The sequence below is a fragment of the Bacteroides cellulosilyticus genome (assembly GCF_020091405.1).
Lineage (GTDB): Bacteria > Bacteroidota > Bacteroidia > Bacteroidales > Bacteroidaceae > Bacteroides.
In genome coordinates this window covers 2,289,567-2,307,645 of sequence record NZ_CP081903.1, presented here as the reverse complement: position 1 = coordinate 2,307,645, position 18,079 = coordinate 2,289,567, and the positions used below count along the sequence as shown (strand labels likewise).

The following is an 18,079-nucleotide window of genomic DNA, read 5'->3' as shown; positions in this document are numbered from 1 at the left end:
TTTATTTCTGAGTTAAACGTCGAATGAAACGTATCGCCTCACCTACCCATAATACCAGTGAAGTGGAAGCAATAATGATCACCCAAGTGACTAAATCAAGCGGCACAGTACGGAATACGGCACCCCCGAACTGTACTATAAGAAACTGTCCTACCAAGATAGCAAGTACTATCAGTTCCATACCATACGATTTGGAAATCCCTTTGAAAGCGGAGTCTGTAGTACCAAACACACGCGCATTGAAAAGGTTCCAGAATTGCAGCATCACGAAGAATGTGAAGAATATGGTCAGACGTTCCGGTGTCATACCGCCCTCGGCATGATTAAACCAGTACAACATTCCCATCAGTATAATCAGGAAGGCCCCACCTACACCTAAAATATAGGAACGCATGGCTTTCGAAATAATAAAGTCACTGCCACTGCGCGGTTTCTCTTGCATAACACTCTCGCTGGGCGGAATAGAAGCCAGAGCCAAAGCAGCAAAAGTATCCATAATAAGATTTACCCACAACATTTGAGTTACAGTAAGCGGTAATTCCGTACCTATCAACGAACCAAGCAAAACGATAAGCAAAGCCACAAAATTGATAGTCAACTGGAAAACAATGAAGCGCTGGATATTCTTGTATAGCGAGCGTCCCCACATCACGGCAGTACCGATACTATTGAAGGAATCGTCAAGCAGGGTTATGTCACTGGCTTCCTTGGCCACAGACGTTCCCGTACCCATAGAAAGACCTACCTGTGCATGATTCAGTGCAGGGGCATCATTCGTACCGTCTCCCGTTACGGCTACCACTGCACCTTTTTGTTGCAACAGTTGCACCAGGCGTTGCTTGTCTGTAGGACGCGCACGCGACATAATTTTCAGATCCATCACACGGTCCAGTGCTTCTTCATCTGTCAGTTCCGCAAAAGCAGCCCCTGTTATCCGGTTACGTTCCGTATCTTCCGGTTTCCACAAACCAATCTGGCGTGCTATTTCCGTAGCCGTACCCGGTGTATCTCCCGTAACAATCTTGATATCGATACCGGCCGACTGGCATTTCGCAACTGCCGCAGGCACATCCTGACGGATAGGGTCACTGATAGCGACCACACCCAGGAATGACAAATCATGATCGGCAACCAATTCCACACAATCCCTTGTATCCGTATCTTCCACAATCTTGAAAGCAAAACCAAGAGTACGCATCGCCATATTCTGATAACCCAGCAACTGTTTTTCTACCGTAGAGCGATACTCTGCCGCATCTACCCGTTTGCTGTCCAGAATAACATCCTTACATTTGCCTAAAACGATTTCAGGAGCACCCTTCACGTACAATACCTTCTTACCCATCAAAGGAGACTTCACCAAAGTCGCCATGAATTTACGCTCGGTAGAGAAAGTCAACTGATCCACAACCGGAGCATTCTCACGTAATTCCAGATAATCCCGATTCCTGCTGTTCAACCATAAAAGCAAGGCTACCTCTGTCGGGTTTCCGACTCCTTTCGGTTTTTCACCTTCGGCTATCTCTTCCAGAAAAGCTGTAGAATTGGTACTGATACCTTCTACCACCAGTTTGCTGATATCATCTTCACCGACTTCCCCACCATTTTTCAAACCATAGAAGCTCGGCTCATAAACTTGCATCAGATTCTGAGTCAATGTACCCGTCTTATCCGTACAAATCACTGTAATTGCCCCCATCGTCTCGCAAGCATGCATTTTGCGAACCAGATTATTGGTAGAAAGCATACGGCGCATATTCAATGCCAGACTGAGCGTCACACTCATCGGCAACCCTTCGGGCACTGCAACCACAATCAGGGTCACTGCCATCATAAAATATTGCAGGGTAGCTTTCAATGCCGGAAGCCAGTCTGCAAAAGTGTGGAAGGTTGAAAAAGGATATACCAGTATTACATCTTTAATAAAGAAAATGGCAAATGCCAGTCCGGCCACCGAGAAGCCGATCTTACCAATCAGATTGGCAAGTTTGGTAAGCTGTATGTTCAGGGGAGTAGGTTCCGTACTCTGTTCCGTACTTTGTCGGGCCACTTTTCCGATTTCCGTATCATCGCCCACACTGAGCACTCGCATTGTCCCATGACCGTCCACAACGGTAGTACCACGCAGCACACGATTGGAAGCATACGTAGCTTCTTCATCAAAATCCGCTTCTACAGTCGTTTTATTTATAACGGGTTCACCGGTCAGATTTGATTCATTAACCTGCAAAGATATGGCTTCCAGCAGTTCACCGTCAGCAGGTATTTCTTCTCCTGTTTCCAGGACAATAATATCTCCTACCACCACATCTTTCCGAGGAATCTCCTGCACACGACCATTACGGATCACTTTCACCAAAGTTTCCTCATTTACCGCATTCAGCAGATCGAATTTCTTATTGGCGTCATATTCAAAAAAGAAACCGATTCCCGTAGCCAGCAATATAGCGGCAATAATACCGATTGTCTCCGCATATTCATTCTCTACGATCGAGATGATCAGAGAAAATAGTGCAGCAACCAGAAGCACCCTGACAACAGGATCTTCAAACTTTTCAAGATATAACTTCCATAGGGAGGGACGCTTGGGAGGCGTTAACAGATTGACTCCGTACTTTTCGCGGTTTTTTCTTACTTCGTCGTCAGTAAGTCCGCCATGATAAAAATCATCCTTCATTGCAGTCATGCAAATTGTTAGCTTTAATTAAGAGCCACAAAAGTACAATATTAATTTGGGATAGCGAATGTTATTAAATCTTTTTATAAGTTAGTCTTGCCATCAATCTCCGTACCTTGTTCCTTTATCTGGCGTCCATTGACCGGAAGTGTAAACCAGAACGTAGATCCCTTTCCATATTCAGATTCCACACCAATTTTTCCACCCAATTTACGGATAATCATTTCGCAGATAGCCAGCCCCAGACCAGTACCTTTTTTATTCTGTTCTACCCGGACAAAGCGTTCAAAAATATGATTGACCTTATCTTCCGGAATACCGCTTCCGGTATCTTTCACATAAAAATAAAGACCTTCAGCACAACGGTTATAGCCAAAAGTAATGCTACCCTCATCTGTAAACTTCACAGCATTGGTCATAAAGTTGGAAACTACCTGTTGCAAACGGTTTCTGTCTGTATACATAATACATTCATCAGAAGGCGTTTCCCTGATTATCTGAATAACGGCAGATTTATCTTCCAGTCTCATACGGAACAATTGTTCTATATCAAACATCAGTTGCTTGATATCCACCTCCGAGAATGTAAACTCCAATGTACCTGCTTCTATTTTTGAAAGGTCAAGAATATCAGCAATCAACTGCTGCAACAACTCATTATTAGAATGTACTATTTCCAAAAACTGTGTCTTCTCCTCTTCCGTACCGGCAGAAGCCAGCAATTCGGAGAAACCGACAATGGCATTCAACGGTGTACGTATCTCATGACTCATATTGGCAAGAAAGGCTGATTTAGAGCGATCCGCACTCTCCGCTTTTTCACGGGCTCTGTTCAATTCCGCTTCTGCTTTCTTCAGCCGGGTTATATCATGCACAGTAATTACCATCCCCTCCTTATCGTCTATTTCCATGTACTCGCCGGAAACATACGCATCACATTCGGATACTTCGCCTCTTCTATCCCTTATATCGAGTACAGCTTCTAAATCGGTGAAATTGCTTTTACTACGAAATGTCTCCTCTATCTTCCTTCGGATGGGGCAACTGCCGCAAAGTTCATGTGTTCCGCAACCGCCTTCGGCAGACAATGCATTGTTACAACGCAATAAATCGCCCACACGAGTCAGTCTGCCTTCCGGCTTACGAGCTTTGGTGATATCATAGTAATTCGTCCGGGTAACAATAAAATCCCTGTCTATCAAAAGAATGAAAGCATGGACATTTTGCATAATAGAACGAAACAGTTCTTCGGAACCGCGTAATGCTTTCCTGGCATTTCCTGCTTTAAGCAGCAGGCGTCTACTTCTACCAAGTTCAAATACATATAACAACAGTACTCCTACAAGTACCGCCATACCGACCAGAATTAGTATCGTCATAAAGAGTTCATTTACAATAAATACGAAACAAATATATCCCTTTCAAATCAAAACCGGAAACAAAAAGGCGGGATTTATTGTTATTTATACAGAAAACCTAAAAAATAGTTTTATGGACAAGTACATTTGCACCGTTTGTGACTACGTTTACGACCCCGAATTGGGCGATCCGGAAAATGGCATTGAGCCGGGAACATCGTTTGAAGACCTTCCTGAAGATTGGGTTTGCCCACTATGCGGAGTTGGAAAAGAAGAATTTGAGAAAGCGTCCTAAGACGCTTTCTTTTCTTTTACATCACTACTTGCCTCTACTACATTCACCACATAATCACCCAATTTCTCACACTCGGCAATAATGTCCATATAGTAAACACCCATCTGATAATCATATTCCTTGTTATTCACATCCAGAATATTCTGATTCTTCAGCTGATTGCGGTAGTTATTAATTTCATTCTCAATATTGAATGACTTATTCACGTCGATGCTTTGGTGTTCGGAACGCTCTACAACGACAATCATCTGTGCCAACGCATCATCCGTCAGTTTCATCATAAAGTGAATATGGTCATATTGTTTTTCCGTGAAGTCCTGGTTGGTCTGACGCTTACGGTTTATAGTACGCGCAAGATTATAACAACTATCACCGATACTTTCAATTTCCGTAACCTCACGAAGCATGGCACGAATCTGGAGCTTACTCTCCGAACTCAAACGCCCGTCAGACACCTGGTTCAGATAATTGGCTATCTCCAGCTCCATATTATCACTGATATTCTCATACTTCTCGATACGGCTGAACAGCTTATTATAATCATCGTCCTTATCCGTATGCAACAAGTCCTGTACCATATTGAACATACGATGAGTACGTTCCGCAAACAGATGAATTTCCTTGCGTGCCTGCAAAATGGAAAGCTCTGCTGTAGAAAGCATACCACCGGAGATGAAGCGGAGACGATATTCCTCGTCTGCTTCTTTCTGCGGAATGATGGCACAAACCGTACGCTCTATCAGTTTTACAAACCAGATCAGCAGCAATACATTGCAGATATTAAAGCAAGTATGGAAAGCCGATAACTTAAATGAAACAGCTACGGCAGGATCTTTCGTTCCCATCACGTTTTCCACAAACCAGGATACGGCACTCGTAAACGGAGTGAAAAGACAGAGTACCCAGATAACGCCGAAGACATTGAACACCAAGTGAGCCAATGCAGCCCTCCTCGCCTGCGTATTACCGGTCAATGCGGCAAGATTGGCAGTAATAGTGGTACCGATATTCTCTCCCAATACCAATGCAGCCCCCAATTCAAAGCTAATCCAGCCATTAGCACACATGATAAGCGTAATTGCCATCGTTGCAGCCGATGCCTGCACAATCATAGTCAGAATAGTACCGATAAACACAAACAACAGAATAGAAATATATCCCATATCGGTATAGCTTTGCACAAAGGCCAACATTTCCGGATTTGCTTTCAAATCCGGCGCATTGGATTGCAGCATGGAAAGTCCCATAAAGAGGAAAGAGAAACCGAAAATAAATTCACCGATAGACTTACGATGACTTTTTTGAGAGAAGAGAAGAGGAATACCGAAGGCCAGTAGAGGAAGTGCGAAAGCAGCTATATCAACTTTGAAGCCTAACGCCGAAATAATCCATGCTGTAACGGTAGTACCGATATTGGCTCCCATTATTACGCCGATGGATTGGGATAAAGTTAACAGTCCGGCGTTTACAAAACTCACTACCATAACGGTAGTTGCGGAGGAGGATTGAATCAGTGCCGTGATCAGCACACCCGTCAGTACACCGGTTACCCGGTTGGTAGTCATTGCCGTTAGAATTTTCCGGAGCCTGTCACCGGCAAACTTTTGAAGTCCTTCACTCATTATCTTCATTCCGTACAGGAATAATGCCAGCGAGCCAAGCAGCTTTAAAAAATCATAAAAAGAATATTCCATCTTTAATTAATTAGAAGGTTTTATGCCACATCTGTTATTATATCTATATTTAACGTATTAATCACCTAAAAAGGAGACGTCATGAAACACATGTTACAAATTTGTTGCAAAAATAATAATATTTCTAAAGAATTCCCCATCGGGAGTTCACTTTTGGATATTTATTACGGTTTTAATCTTAATTTCCCCTATCAGGTTGTCAGTGCAAAAGTTAATAACCGATCCGAAGGGCTGAACTTCCGGGTATACAATAATAAAGATGTAGAATTCCTCGATATACGCGACTCTTCCGGTTTGCGGACGTATGTGCGCAGTCTTTGCTTTGTACTGTACAAAGCTGTCAACGAATTGTTTCCGGACGGCAAACTATTTGTAGAACACCCTGTATCCAAAGGCTACTTCTGCAACTTGCGCATTGGGCGCACAATCACGCTGGAAGATGTATCCGCCATTAAAAAGCGCATGCAGGAAATCATAGACAAAAACATCACATACCGACGCACGGAATGCCACACAACCGAAGCTGTGCGCATCTTTAATGAACGGGGAATGACAGACAAAGTAAAGTTGCTGGAAACTTCCGGCTCTATCTATACCTATTATTATTCATTAGAAGATACGATTGATTATTATTATGGTAATCTACTGCCCAGCACCGGCTTTATCTGGCTGTTCGACATTGTGAAATATTACGATGGGCTGTTGCTTCGCATTCCCAACAGGCAAAATCCTAATGTATTGGAAGAAGTCGTCAAGCAGGAAAAAATGCTGGATGTATTTAAGGAACATCTGCGTTGGAATTATATCATGGGATTAAGCAATGTCGGTGACTTTAATCTCGCCTGTGAAGAAGGACATGCCACCGATTTAATCAACGTAGCAGAAGCACTGCAAGAGAAAAAGATAGCCCAGATTGCCGATGATATCTATAATCGGGGCGAAAATGGCAACCGCGTAAAACTGGTACTTATCTCCGGCCCGTCCTCTTCGGGTAAGACCACTTTCAGCAAGCGCCTTTCCGTACAGCTTATGACGAACGGGCTTCGTCCATACCCCATAGCCCTGGATAACTACTTCGTAAACCGCGAAGATACTCCGAAAGACGCTAACGGAGATTATGACTACGAATCGTTGTATGCACTCGATCTCAAAAAGTTCGAGGAAGACCTGAAAGCTTTGTTGAGAGGCGAAGAAATTGATCTGCCAAGCTTCAACTTCTCTACCGGACAACGGGAATACAAAGGGGACAAGTTACGCATAGACGAGCACACGATCCTCATTCTGGAAGGCATTCATGCACTGAATCCTGAACTCACCCCGCAGATACCGGCAGAGAATAAATACAAAATCTATGTGTCCGCCCTGACTACCATTTCTTTGGACGATCACAACTGGATTCCCACAACAGACAACCGCTTGTTGCGCCGTATCATCCGTGACTTCAATTACCGTGGTTACTCGGCTCGGGAAACTATTTCCCGCTGGCCCAGTGTGCGGGCCGGAGAAGACAAGTGGATCTTCCCTTATCAGGAAAATGCCGATGTGATGTTCAACTCAGCACTGTTGTTTGAGTTTGCCGTACTGCGTTGCCATGCCGAACCCATACTGACCAGTGTGCCACGCAACTGTCCGGAGTATGCCGAAGCATACCGATTGCTGAAATTCATCAAATACTTTACTCCGATACAAGATAAGGAAATCCCGCCGACATCACTTCTGCGCGAATTCCTGGGAGGAAGCAGTTTCAAATACTAATCCCTGACATCTGCCCTACCCGAGCCGTACCTGCACCGTACCCGCTCCGTAGTTACTCCGTAGTCGCTCCGTACTCTATGGTATGGAGAAGGCACGGAGAAGGTACGGAGCGGATACGGAGAAGATACGGAGATAACACGGAGCTGGTACGGAGATCATACGGAACAGGATATAATTTCATGTACCCTAACCATCAAAAAAATAAGGTAAGCCAAGTTTTTAAGCACTTTTCTTGTACAACCTACAAAAGAATGTCTTAACTTTGTAAGCAAATAAAATGAATCATATATGAGAAAGATAATTACCCTACTCTTCTTAGCCGCTTTCTGCATCTGCAGCCAAGCCTATTCACAGAACCGTGCCGATGAACTAATGAAACAAGCACAGGAAAATCTCGCAAAAAAAGAATATATCAAAGCCCGCTATCTTTTCCTCCAGGCTTACAATGCTTTTTCCTCTCAGGCAAAGTATGATAAAGCAGTAGAATGCGGTGTCAACGCCAGTGCCCTCTACCATCGGGAAAACTATTATAAAGAAGCTTTTGAACTGTTGCGCGGTGCCGAACTATTGGTTACAGACGGTGAGCAGAAAAGTGGCAAGACGATGCCCGACCTGCGTTTCCGTATCAATAAGGAACGCCTGCAAATGTATATCAACCTCAAGAATCCCGCCCGTGCCAAAGAACAACTGGCCAAATTGGAAGAGACAGCCAAGGCAGCCAAAAATGATTCACTCAGCAATGATTTGCTTTATACCCAGGCCAATTACTACTATACCTTTGGGATGAACTCGCAAGGAGACGCTTATATCAACCGTCTGATCGGTCAATATAAGGAACAGAAGAATTATGCAAAGGTAGACGAGTCATATAAAACCCTGATCGATATTGCCCGTAAGGCAAACAATGCCGGACTGGTAGCCCGTACGTACGACAAATATATCCTTTGGACTGACTCTGTAAAAGCTCTTACTGCCCAGGATGAGTTGAACGTGCTGAAACGTAAATATGACGATAGCCTGCAAACTATTGAGGAAAAAGACAGCTCACTCTCTGCCAAACAGTACATTATCATCGGCCTTTGCATCCTTGCCGGGCTACTGGCCGCCGCGCTGGTATTAGCCGGTATCGTATTGCTGCGTTTTGTCCTTCTTACCCGGAAGCAAAAGAAAGCTATCCAGATAGCCAATGAGCACAATGAACTGAAAACTAAGTTTATCCAGAATATATCCTCACAAATGGAACCGACACTGAATACTCTGGATACTACCTTACCGGGCGTCCGTGCGCTGAAAGGCTTTGCCGAACACATTCAGGAGTTGTCCGATTTGGAAAGTACACTCTCTGAAGCTTACGAAATGCGTGAAATCAATATTAATACTTTCTGTGAAAGTGTTATGGATAAGATCAAAAGCGGCTTGAAATCAGACATAGCTACTGCCGTGAACGCACCGAAACTCAGTGTCAAGACCAATCCGGAGCAACTTGAACGTATTCTGCTCCATTTGCTGAATAATGCAGCCGAGTTTACCCCTGAAGGTGGTAAAATCTGGTTAGACTTTAAAAAACGCGGAGCACACACCCACCAATTCATTGTCAGTGATACGGGAAGTGGTATTGCCGAAGAGGAACAAGCAGACTTGTTTAAACCTTTCACCAAAGTGAAAGACCTTACAGAAGGGGATGGTTTAGGATTACCCATTTGCTCTCTGATTGCCACAAAAATGAATGGTAGCCTGACATTGGACAGTAGCTATACCAAGGGTTGCCGCTTTGTTCTGGAGTTACATACCTGACAAAAAAACATACTTTAAATCAATAACCCCTATTTCTGAACTTCCTTTCAGGAATAGGGGCTATTGATTTTACAGACCGACATTACATTGTTTTATCATTATAAACGGGTACTTTTGCAGGCTGCAACAACAAATGATAAACCAATGAAAGCCACTGTCTTAGCTGCGCTATTACTCGCATATTGCATATTAGCGGCTTGTACCCGTTCCAGTCCGAACGCCCAACTTGTACAAGCTGATTCTCTCATGCAAAAGTTCCCGGACAGCGCCTTATATTTTTTAGAAAAGATTCGACCAGAAGAACTTAACTCATTAGAAGATCGGGCATACTATGCTTTATTAGTGACACAAGTACAAGATAAGAACTACATATTCCAAGAAAATGACTCTCTTATACGTATAGCAGTGCAATATTATGATTCCATTAAAAGTACATCTATGCAGGCAAAAGCACATTATTACTGGGGATGCATTTGGAGGAACAGAGAAATCTATCCACAAGCTTTAGGCAGATTTTTCACTGCTATATCTTATGCTCAAAAGGCTTCTGACCATAAGCTAACCGGATATATATACAATAATATAGCCAACCTATACTTTCTACAGAAATTATATGAACAGGCTGACTCAATCTATCAAATTACAGAGACAATAGCTATTCAAGAAAAAGATTCCGGTCTTTGGGCAGATGCTTTATCACAACGGGGTATGATTGCTATTGACAGAGGAAAAGAGTACTACCATGAAGCGGAACAGAAGATACTTCACGCTTTTAAAATATCACGCCATATTGCTCAAAAAAAGATGGTAGCTAAAACAGCTTATTCATTAAGTCTACTGTATGGACGCATGAATATGGGAGAAAAGGCTGTAGAATTTGCCAAGTTAAACCTCAACAATCAAGAAACTTCAAACACCTTAGATAGGGCTCATTTAGTTTTAGGTGATGCCTACTACAAAACAGCCTTATATGATTCTGCATCCATTTATCTAAATAAAAGCCTTTGCAGTGAAGATGAATACACAAAGGCTGGTGCTTATATGCGTTTAGCTGATATAGCAAAAAAGCAAGGGAAATTAGAAACAGCACTCGAAATGGAAAGAAAATATTCTTTCTATCTGAATCGTGTTCAACAAAAACAACAGAATGTAGCAATTGTCACAACTGAGAAAAATATCATAATACAACGTAAACAATTAGAATACAAAGCTAATTTAAACCAATTCTATTATTATATGATCACCGGAATAGCGATTTTCCTATCGTTATTCTTCATTTTATGGAAAAAACATAGGAAGGAAAAAAGCAATTTCGAGCAAAAGGAAATAGAGCTAAATAAGAAATTAGAAGATTTACTCCAACAGAAGAACGAACAAATCAATCTTTTGCAAGAAGAAATAGCACGGCACAACAACAATCAAGCTGAAAGGGACAGTTTAAAAGAAGAACTGCATAGACTGAAAACAGAGCGCCAAGCCTTGCTCAACGAATCTTATGAACATTCTGAGGTTCACGTAAAGATGAAGCGAATTATTCAAGCATATAAAAAAACAGATAAATCAAGCGAACATTTCAATGAAGAAGACTGGAAACAACTAATAGCAGAAACTGATGTACGTTGGAATAACATTACCATCCGCTTAGCTGCAAAGTATCCCTTATCTCAGGATGAGATATGTCTTTGTTGCCTGCATTTAACAGATATACCCACCAGTCATTTCAGATACCTAATGGAATGTAGTAGGGATGCCATATATAAAAAAGGCAAAAGAATACTGGAACAAAAGATGAAATGCACTGATAAATCAATTTCACTCCGCGATTTCTTAGAACAATTTCTATTAAAATAGGGAAAAATGCTCCAACAGCAAGATGATTCTCTACATTTCTACACTTTTTATACACTTTTATTGGAGAAATTCTCTCTAAATTTGCCACCGTCATAACAAATTAAAAGTATATCTTATGAAAAAGTTATTATTTGTATTTTTCGTATTAGCAGTAGTTATGGGTAGCACATCTTTGCACGCCCAAAATTTCTTTCTGACCAATGATGATGAAAGAGAGATTCCTCTGAACCCGGCAGGTCCCAAAGAAGGAGGACCAGTAGCCAGGAGCATCATTATCCAACCCGCCAGTGCCTATATTAATAATGATATAGTCACTGTAGTTTTCAACTGTGATGCACCTACGGCAAGTATTACAATTACAAATGCCTCTGGAGCAAATATTTATTCCGGAACAAGTATTAATCCTACGCTTATCACTATTGATTTAAACGCAACAGAGCCGGGAGAATACTACCTGGAAATTGAACTGGGAGAAGCCCGGTTGAGCGGATACTTTACACTTTAACAAAGAACCTAACCTAAACTTTAACTATAAATCAAGACTATGCTGGGAGTTGACAATGCCACCAGTGAAGTAGTCCATCACTTTTTACGGTCACTGACCGTAAAAGTGAGCAGGACTACCGTATGCCGTTTGCTCGACAGTCCGTTGGGCAACACGATGCAAGGTATCAGCGATGCCTTAAACGCACTTCATGTAAATAACGTAGTTTACCAACTTCAACCGAAGTATCTGGAGAAGTTGCACGGTCCGTTTATCACCCAATTGGAAACAAGCCATTCCACATTCTGCCTTGTCGAAAAGATAGAACCGGACCGGCTCATCATCACGACTGCCGAAGTCAGCCACATGCCCATAAGCAGAAAGCTATTTGCGCACCAGTGGACAGGAACTGTCCTGTTTGGCGAAACAACTTCGAAAACAGTCTGTGAATCTCACTGCTTGCTCAGCAATATTCATTATATGTGCCGGCAACATAGGATACTGATTGCGGGAATTATATCCGTCCTCTTAGTTTTTTCTTCAATCTGGAGTAGAAACTACCCCACAGGATTACCACTTTACCTTTCCGCGCTGGTCTGTGGTATTCTCATTTCTACTATCATTCTATACAGAGAAATGGTAGATAATCACTTTCTACACCGCTTCTGCCACATAGGGAAAGTTATAGATTGTAATGAGGTACTCAAATCCAAAGGTGCAAATATTGCAGGAATAGGTATTGGAGAATTATCGTGGATGTATTTCACAACCATGTTCTTTTTCACAGCTGTCTGCCCAAAGGAATTCCATCTTCTGGCAGCCTTGTCTGTTTTCATTGCAATTGCATTCACCTTATATTCCATCATATATCAGATATTCTTTATTCGTAAAGCATGCCTGTTTTGTATGCTCACCACCTTCTCGGTCTGGCTGACTGCCGTAGCACTTTATATCATAAGGAATAATTTCGAATGGAGGTTTTCAATCCGAATTCTTTTCTCAATGATTGCAGTCAGCACTATCTGCGTGATTTTCTGGATACAGGCTAAAGCACTTGTTTCTTCGGACAAGGAGAAACACTTTCTGAAAAGCAAGTTATCCGGTCTGCTCAACCCGATCACTTTTCAGAAACTTCTGGCTTTGAAGCCTAAAGTCAGAACGATGATCCACCCGGATATAGCTCTGCATAACTCTGCCGATAGCACAAAAGACAGGTTAATGGTAGTGGTAAACCCCAATTGCAAAGCGTGCGCTAAGGTACATCACCACATCCGGGAAATATCAGCAGACATATCCATCTCACTGGTTATCTATACAAACGACCGCCTGGGCGCACATATAGCACAAACCATTCTCAGTGCTTACCTCTCAGAAGGTTGGGATAAAGCTACTTACCTGCTGGAAGAATGGTTTGAAATTCAGGAGATACCGGATGTGGAAAGATACAACATCAACGATGTTGCACAGCTGCTTTGGAGACAACAACAAGAGTATTGCGAACGGAATAACGTCAGCCATACTCCGGCAGTTGTCATCAACGGGCATTATATGCCAAGTGTTTATCAACTGGAAGAGTTGAAATACTTGCTGACGCCTACCACCGATAAATAAAGGAAACAGTTCCTATAAATTTAGCTGCCGTGTCAGATGGCGGTGGCTAAATTTACACCTATAAAGGAAGACAGCTTTCAAATACACAAAAGACACAACATCGATTGTTTTACCTTCAGAACGACAGTATATTCATGTTTTAAGTAGCACACATCAGTTTTAAAATTTACATCCCAGAGTATTCTACGAATAAATAGAGCATAAAGATACCCCATTATTGCATATACTTGCAGATTAGAAAGCTCTTTATGCAGAAAAGGGTTACTACTTACGGTCAATAAGGTTACTACTTATAGGCAAAAGGGTTACTACTTACGGGTAAAAGGGTTACTACTTATAGGTAGTGGACCTATTGGCATCATAACTTTCACCTATAAGTGTACTTTTTGAAGAAGTTTTCTATCCAAAACAAACGTAAACATTTCGATATTTCACTATCAATCTGCCACTTGTTCCTTTTCACTTCCATATTTTCATTTCAACGAACGGTTGGGCGAAAATAGAGCATCCTCAGTCAACTAAAAATACAAAATGACAAAATGCAAATTATTTCAATACGACTAAAAAAGCACTATCAGATTAGTAATATTTCTCCAAAAAAGGATACTTTTGTAGACACCTAACTTTATAACAGTCAAAATGAAACATGCACTCTATATAATAATATGGCTTCTCTCGCTCACATCGTGTGCCCAACAACACGATTCTTATGTCTTATTAGCGCAAGCCGATTCAGTAATGGAAGAATATCCGGACAGTGCTTTGCACATGCTGCAAACCATAGAACCGCAGCAATTGAGCACACAGGCGGATCGGGCTTATTATGCTTTATTAATGACTCAAGCAAGGGATAAAAACTATATCGTGCAGACGGATGATTCACTGATACAGATCGCTATACCGTATTACGACTCCATCGGGGAGGTGGCTATGCAGGCTAAAGCTCATTATTACAAAGGATGTATATATAGGGATGCAAACTTGTGCGGAGAAGCGGTTCTGGAATATCTGACAGCCATTCCATTAGCAAAGAAAGCAAAAAATCAGAAGTTATTGGGATTAATATACAATCATGCCGGATACCTATATTATCTGCAAGACTTAGTAGAAGAAGCAGACTCCATCTATCAATTAGCTGAGCAACTGGCAATACAGCGAAATGATACAAGCCTTTGGGCGGATGCACTGACGTTTCAGGGAAAAATTAATATAGAGAAAGGAATAGCATATTATTCTGTAGCAGAAAAAAAATTATTGAAAGCATTTAATATGACAAGTACTCCACACTACAAACACATACAAGCTAACGTTGCCGCTTCACTCAGTTCACTATACAGCCATATGAAACAAAAAGAAAAAGCTATTCGATATGCCAAACTAAATATATCCTTAAGAGAAGACACCACCCGATGCTATAGGGCTTTTTTACTTTTGGGTGATGCTTATTTTAAAATCGGGAAATATGATTCCGCTACTATATACATCAATAAAAGCTTATTGACCACAGGATATGGCACCAAAGCCAGTGCCTATATGCGCTTGGCCGAAATAGCCCAAATACAAGGAGATTTAGAAAAGTCGCTTACGTTAACTGATAAGTATACGCTTTATTTGGATAGTCTGCATGCAGCACAACAAAGTAATGATATACTTAACGCAGAAAAAAAGGTAGCAGAACAACAATACACGAACACTCTGAGTTACGACAAGCATAAACAGTTTATATTAATCACAGCAAGCGCCATACTCATTTTCATCATTATAATCGGCTGTATCATTCTAAACAAACACCGACAGAAAGCGCACGATTTGGAACAAAATCAGTTGCAGTTAAAGCAAGAACAGCAAGAATTACAAGAAAGATACCTACAGGTAAGAAACAAACTAAAGAAAAAAGACATAGTAATCACTACACTACAGCAAGAAATAAATCTACAGCAAGCCGATGAAAAGAAAAAACAGCAACTCCAGCAAGAACTGAATGCTTTTCAGCAGGAACGAAATGCGTTGGCAAAAGAAGTATTTGAGCATTCAAAGATTGCTGCAAAAATGGAGCGGATAATAGCCTCCTATAAAGCCTGTGACAAATCAGACGAGCGCCTATCCGAAGAGGACTGGAAGTGCCTAATAGTCGAAACAGATATGCGCTGGAATAAAGTCATCACACGGTTGAGCACCCAGTACAAATTATCAAAGAAAGAAAGACATCTGTGCTGCCTCTTTCTAACAGATTTTCCTATAGCAAATTTAGCATATCTAATACAGTTAACCCGAAGCACCATCTATAGAAAAGAAAAAGAAATTAAAAAGAAAATCAGCTGTCCGTCTGATATAAGTAAACTAAGAGATTTCCTTGAAATTTACTAAATTATCCCATTTTAAGAAGGATTATACCCCTAAAAAAGACTCTATCTCGAAAAATGATACACTTTTGATACATTTGATTAGAATAAAACTTCGCTAAATTTGCGATATTAATAACTAAAAAACGAAGAATATGAAGAAGTTATTATTCATTCTAATCTCATTCTTTGCCTGGGGAATGTCGACTTATGCCCAAAACTTTATTCAAGGTTTGGAAATTACTCTCTATAAGGATATAAAAAAAGACAATAATACAGACCAAGAAAATGTCCCCAAAACGCGCAGTCTCATTCCTCAGCCTGCGCATGCCTACCTATGTAATAAAGTAATATCTGTATCTTTTAAGGAAGTGATGCCAACAGTTACTATTAAGATTGTTAAAGAAGATACTGGTGAAACCGTTTATTCACAAGAATACATGAGTCCGGCAACAGCTTTTGTTGACCTAACCTTACAAAATTCAAGTACATATTATATAGAAATCTCTTCAGATGATACTTGTTTACAAGGTAAATTTATTATTTAAACATCATTTCCAATAAAACTGAATATATACGATATTTACCTTTATAATACTATACAACCATTTAAACACAATATATCATGAAAAAATTAAAGAATCTAGCAGTCAACTATCGCCTATTAGCATTAGTTTGCTTATTTGGAGTTATGTATTGTATTTCCTCATGTAATAAAGAAGAATTAACTACAAGTCCTACGATAGAGGTGAAAGCTACAGTATCTAAAGATCAGCTAAAAAAACAGTTTGGATATGCTTTTGCCAAAATTCTATCAGAGAATAAAGATATCAGAGATATTGTTAAAGAAGAAGCCCTTAAAAAAATTAATTATGATTACGACGTACTATACCAAATTATAAAAGAACGTAAAGATCGCAATGGAAATACTATTGAAAAAAGTCTTTTGAAATATATCTCAGAAGATTCTTTATCCATCATTATAAACTCATTGCCAACGCTTACTATATATGTACCGGAGTTACCCGAAGAGGCTTTTTCTGCGGAAATATGGGATACCAATGATATGATTCCTAAGGTAGCTATTCGTTTATCCTCCTCTAATGAAGTACCCATAGTTGACGAATTTGAAAATGAAAGAATACTTGCACCAAATGAAATCCCACTGTTTCCGGTAGTCGTCATCAAAGAAAATGAACGTATTGTTGCCAATAACTCTCCATTAACAAAGCAAATAGCAGGAAATGAATTGAATGCTAAACTAATGTTTGTAAATGATGCTTTCAATAATACAATGCAAACGAAATCTAACCGGACAGGGGGAAATGGAGGATCTTCTACACGACCTGGCGAAGGACAATATATTCCCAAGATGGATCCTAGATTTAAAATATTAAAAGAGGCATATAAAAAAAGTGCTAATGGCTGGCAAAGAGATTACGTCTATTATGGAATTTATTCATCAAATCCTAACGGTCCTTTTAATAACCAATATAGAGAATACATTTGGGGATTCGAAATGCTCAGTGATCCAGATGGCATAATAAAAAAAATTGGTGAGCAATCAGATGACCCTCAATTCAAAGGTGGACATTGGACTGATGGAGAATTTGAATTTCAAGTTAAAACCTATGTTGGCTCCAAAACAGCAGTTGGCAATGAACTCATAACTTATTTCAGAGTTAAAGCCACTGATCTATTCGGCATTACAGGTGGAAGAAATACAGAAGGAGGAAGAGGAGAAAGTGTTAGAGATGATGTTTACACGATTTCTTCTATGACGCTCAAAAGAGTTTTATTTACAGATCCAATACCTTTGTTCCCTTGGAATCTTGAAGACTATAGTAGTAGTATAAAAATATCAATAGAAGAAGTTGATGCAGTTCAAGTAATTCGCCAACTTACTTCTACAGATACTGAGTTTGCGGCTAATTTTGATTATGACATGGGGAAAAAAGAATCCCTCAAAATAGGGCCCAAATTCGGGGCTAGTGGGAGAGTCAGTCGAAATGTTACTTATGAAGTTACAACAACTGTAGGAAATGATGAGCTAGGACAAGTTATTGTTAATTTTGGAGATCCTATCCTAAAAGATACAACTGCTATGAAATGGCCACCTAGTAGAAAGAGAGAGCCTCCTTACTTCTTAAATATGTCTCCCCAATATACAACTGGATGGTATAGAATTTATATTGCACCTGGACCAATATTTTAAATG

At 40.7% G+C, this 18,079-nt stretch carries 12 protein-coding genes; 9 read left to right on the top strand and 3 right to left on the bottom strand.

All coding sequences use genetic code 11. The features are described from left to right. Nucleotide 1: 1 nt before the first annotated feature. Entirely contained in the window at nucleotides 2-2,686 is a 2,685-nt protein-coding gene (locus K6V21_RS07965) for a calcium-translocating P-type ATPase, PMCA-type (protein ID WP_224321451.1), read from the bottom strand. Between the two features lie 74 nt (nucleotides 2,687-2,760). Next, on the bottom strand, nucleotides 2,761-4,056 hold the full coding sequence (locus K6V21_RS07960) for an ATP-binding protein (RefSeq protein WP_224321450.1): 1,296 nt from the start codon (nucleotides 4,054-4,056) through the stop codon (nucleotides 2,761-2,763). 112 nt (nucleotides 4,057-4,168) lie between these two features. Between K6V21_RS07960 and rd the strand changes: the two genes are divergently transcribed. Next, nucleotides 4,169-4,330, top strand: coding sequence for a rubredoxin (gene rd / locus K6V21_RS07955; RefSeq protein ID WP_007211919.1), 162 nt, complete (start codon nucleotides 4,169-4,171; stop codon nucleotides 4,328-4,330). Here rd and K6V21_RS07950 read toward each other — a convergent pair. Continuing rightward, entirely contained in the window at nucleotides 4,327-6,024 is a 1,698-nt protein-coding gene (locus tag K6V21_RS07950) for a Na/Pi cotransporter family protein (RefSeq protein WP_224321449.1), read from the bottom strand. The two genes, rd and K6V21_RS07950, sit on opposite strands and share 4 nt — an antisense overlap. An 81-nt stretch (nucleotides 6,025-6,105) precedes the next feature. Between K6V21_RS07950 and K6V21_RS07945 the strand changes: the two genes are divergently transcribed. The 8 genes from K6V21_RS07945 (at nucleotide 6,106) to K6V21_RS07910 (ending at nucleotide 18,076) form a co-directional block, all read left to right on the top strand. Beyond that, entirely contained in the window at nucleotides 6,106-7,779 is a 1,674-nt protein-coding gene (locus tag K6V21_RS07945; RefSeq protein ID WP_217713419.1) for a nucleoside kinase, read from the top strand. A 288-nt stretch (nucleotides 7,780-8,067) separates the two neighbouring features. Continuing rightward, a complete protein-coding gene (locus tag K6V21_RS07940) occupies nucleotides 8,068-9,573 on the top strand; it encodes a sensor histidine kinase (RefSeq protein WP_217713417.1) in 1,506 nt (501 codons plus the stop codon). Between the two features lie 144 nt (nucleotides 9,574-9,717). Continuing rightward, nucleotides 9,718-11,424, top strand: a complete 1,707-nt coding sequence (locus tag K6V21_RS07935) for a hypothetical protein (RefSeq protein WP_224321448.1) — start codon at nucleotides 9,718-9,720, stop codon at nucleotides 11,422-11,424. A 115-nt stretch (nucleotides 11,425-11,539) separates the two neighbouring features. Then, nucleotides 11,540-11,929 (top strand): DUF3244 domain-containing protein, encoded by a 390-nt coding sequence (locus tag K6V21_RS07930; RefSeq protein WP_217713415.1) that lies wholly within the window; start codon nucleotides 11,540-11,542, stop codon nucleotides 11,927-11,929. Between the two features lie 39 nt (nucleotides 11,930-11,968). Further along, nucleotides 11,969-13,519 (top strand): vitamin K epoxide reductase family protein, encoded by a 1,551-nt coding sequence (locus K6V21_RS07925; RefSeq protein ID WP_217713413.1) that lies wholly within the window; start codon nucleotides 11,969-11,971, stop codon nucleotides 13,517-13,519. A gap of 639 nt (nucleotides 13,520-14,158) precedes the next feature. Beyond that, complete coding sequence (locus K6V21_RS07920; RefSeq protein WP_224321447.1) at nucleotides 14,159-15,886, top strand: tetratricopeptide repeat protein; 1,728 nt, start codon at nucleotides 14,159-14,161, stop codon at nucleotides 15,884-15,886. 130 nt (nucleotides 15,887-16,016) lie between these two features. Next, nucleotides 16,017-16,409, top strand: a complete 393-nt coding sequence (locus K6V21_RS07915) for a DUF3244 domain-containing protein (protein WP_217713409.1) — start codon at nucleotides 16,017-16,019, stop codon at nucleotides 16,407-16,409. A gap of 77 nt (nucleotides 16,410-16,486) precedes the next feature. Next, nucleotides 16,487-18,076 carry a hypothetical protein gene (locus K6V21_RS07910; protein ID WP_217713407.1) on the top strand — a complete coding sequence of 530 codons (1,590 nt, stop codon included), beginning with the start codon at nucleotides 16,487-16,489 and terminating at the stop codon, nucleotides 18,074-18,076. The last annotated feature ends 3 nt before the right edge of the window (nucleotides 18,077-18,079 follow it).

What these genes read in the sequence shown, in the direction of transcription:
- K6V21_RS07945 (WP_217713419.1), top strand. Translation starts at nt 6,106, where the DNA reads ATGAAACACATGTTACAAATTTGTTGCAAAAATAATAATATTTCTAAA.
- K6V21_RS07915 (WP_217713409.1), top strand. Translation starts at nt 16,017, where the DNA reads ATGAAGAAGTTATTATTCATTCTAATCTCATTCTTTGCCTGGGGAATG.
- K6V21_RS07910 (WP_217713407.1), top strand. Translation starts at nt 16,487, where the DNA reads ATGAAAAAATTAAAGAATCTAGCAGTCAACTATCGCCTATTAGCATTA.
- K6V21_RS07940 (WP_217713417.1), top strand. Translation starts at nt 8,068, where the DNA reads ATGAGAAAGATAATTACCCTACTCTTCTTAGCCGCTTTCTGCATCTGC.
- K6V21_RS07920 (WP_224321447.1), top strand. Translation starts at nt 14,159, where the DNA reads ATGAAACATGCACTCTATATAATAATATGGCTTCTCTCGCTCACATCG.
- K6V21_RS07950 (WP_224321449.1), bottom strand. Translation starts at nt 6,024, where the DNA reads ATGGAATATTCTTTTTATGATTTTTTAAAGCTGCTTGGCTCGCTGGCA.
- K6V21_RS07960 (WP_224321450.1), bottom strand. Translation starts at nt 4,056, where the DNA reads ATGACGATACTAATTCTGGTCGGTATGGCGGTACTTGTAGGAGTACTG.
- K6V21_RS07930 (WP_217713415.1), top strand. Translation starts at nt 11,540, where the DNA reads ATGAAAAAGTTATTATTTGTATTTTTCGTATTAGCAGTAGTTATGGGT.
- K6V21_RS07925 (WP_217713413.1), top strand. Translation starts at nt 11,969, where the DNA reads ATGCTGGGAGTTGACAATGCCACCAGTGAAGTAGTCCATCACTTTTTA.
- rd (WP_007211919.1), top strand. Translation starts at nt 4,169, where the DNA reads ATGGACAAGTACATTTGCACCGTTTGTGACTACGTTTACGACCCCGAA.
- K6V21_RS07965 (WP_224321451.1), bottom strand. Translation starts at nt 2,686, where the DNA reads ATGACTGCAATGAAGGATGATTTTTATCATGGCGGACTTACTGACGAC.
- K6V21_RS07935 (WP_224321448.1), top strand. Translation starts at nt 9,718, where the DNA reads ATGAAAGCCACTGTCTTAGCTGCGCTATTACTCGCATATTGCATATTA.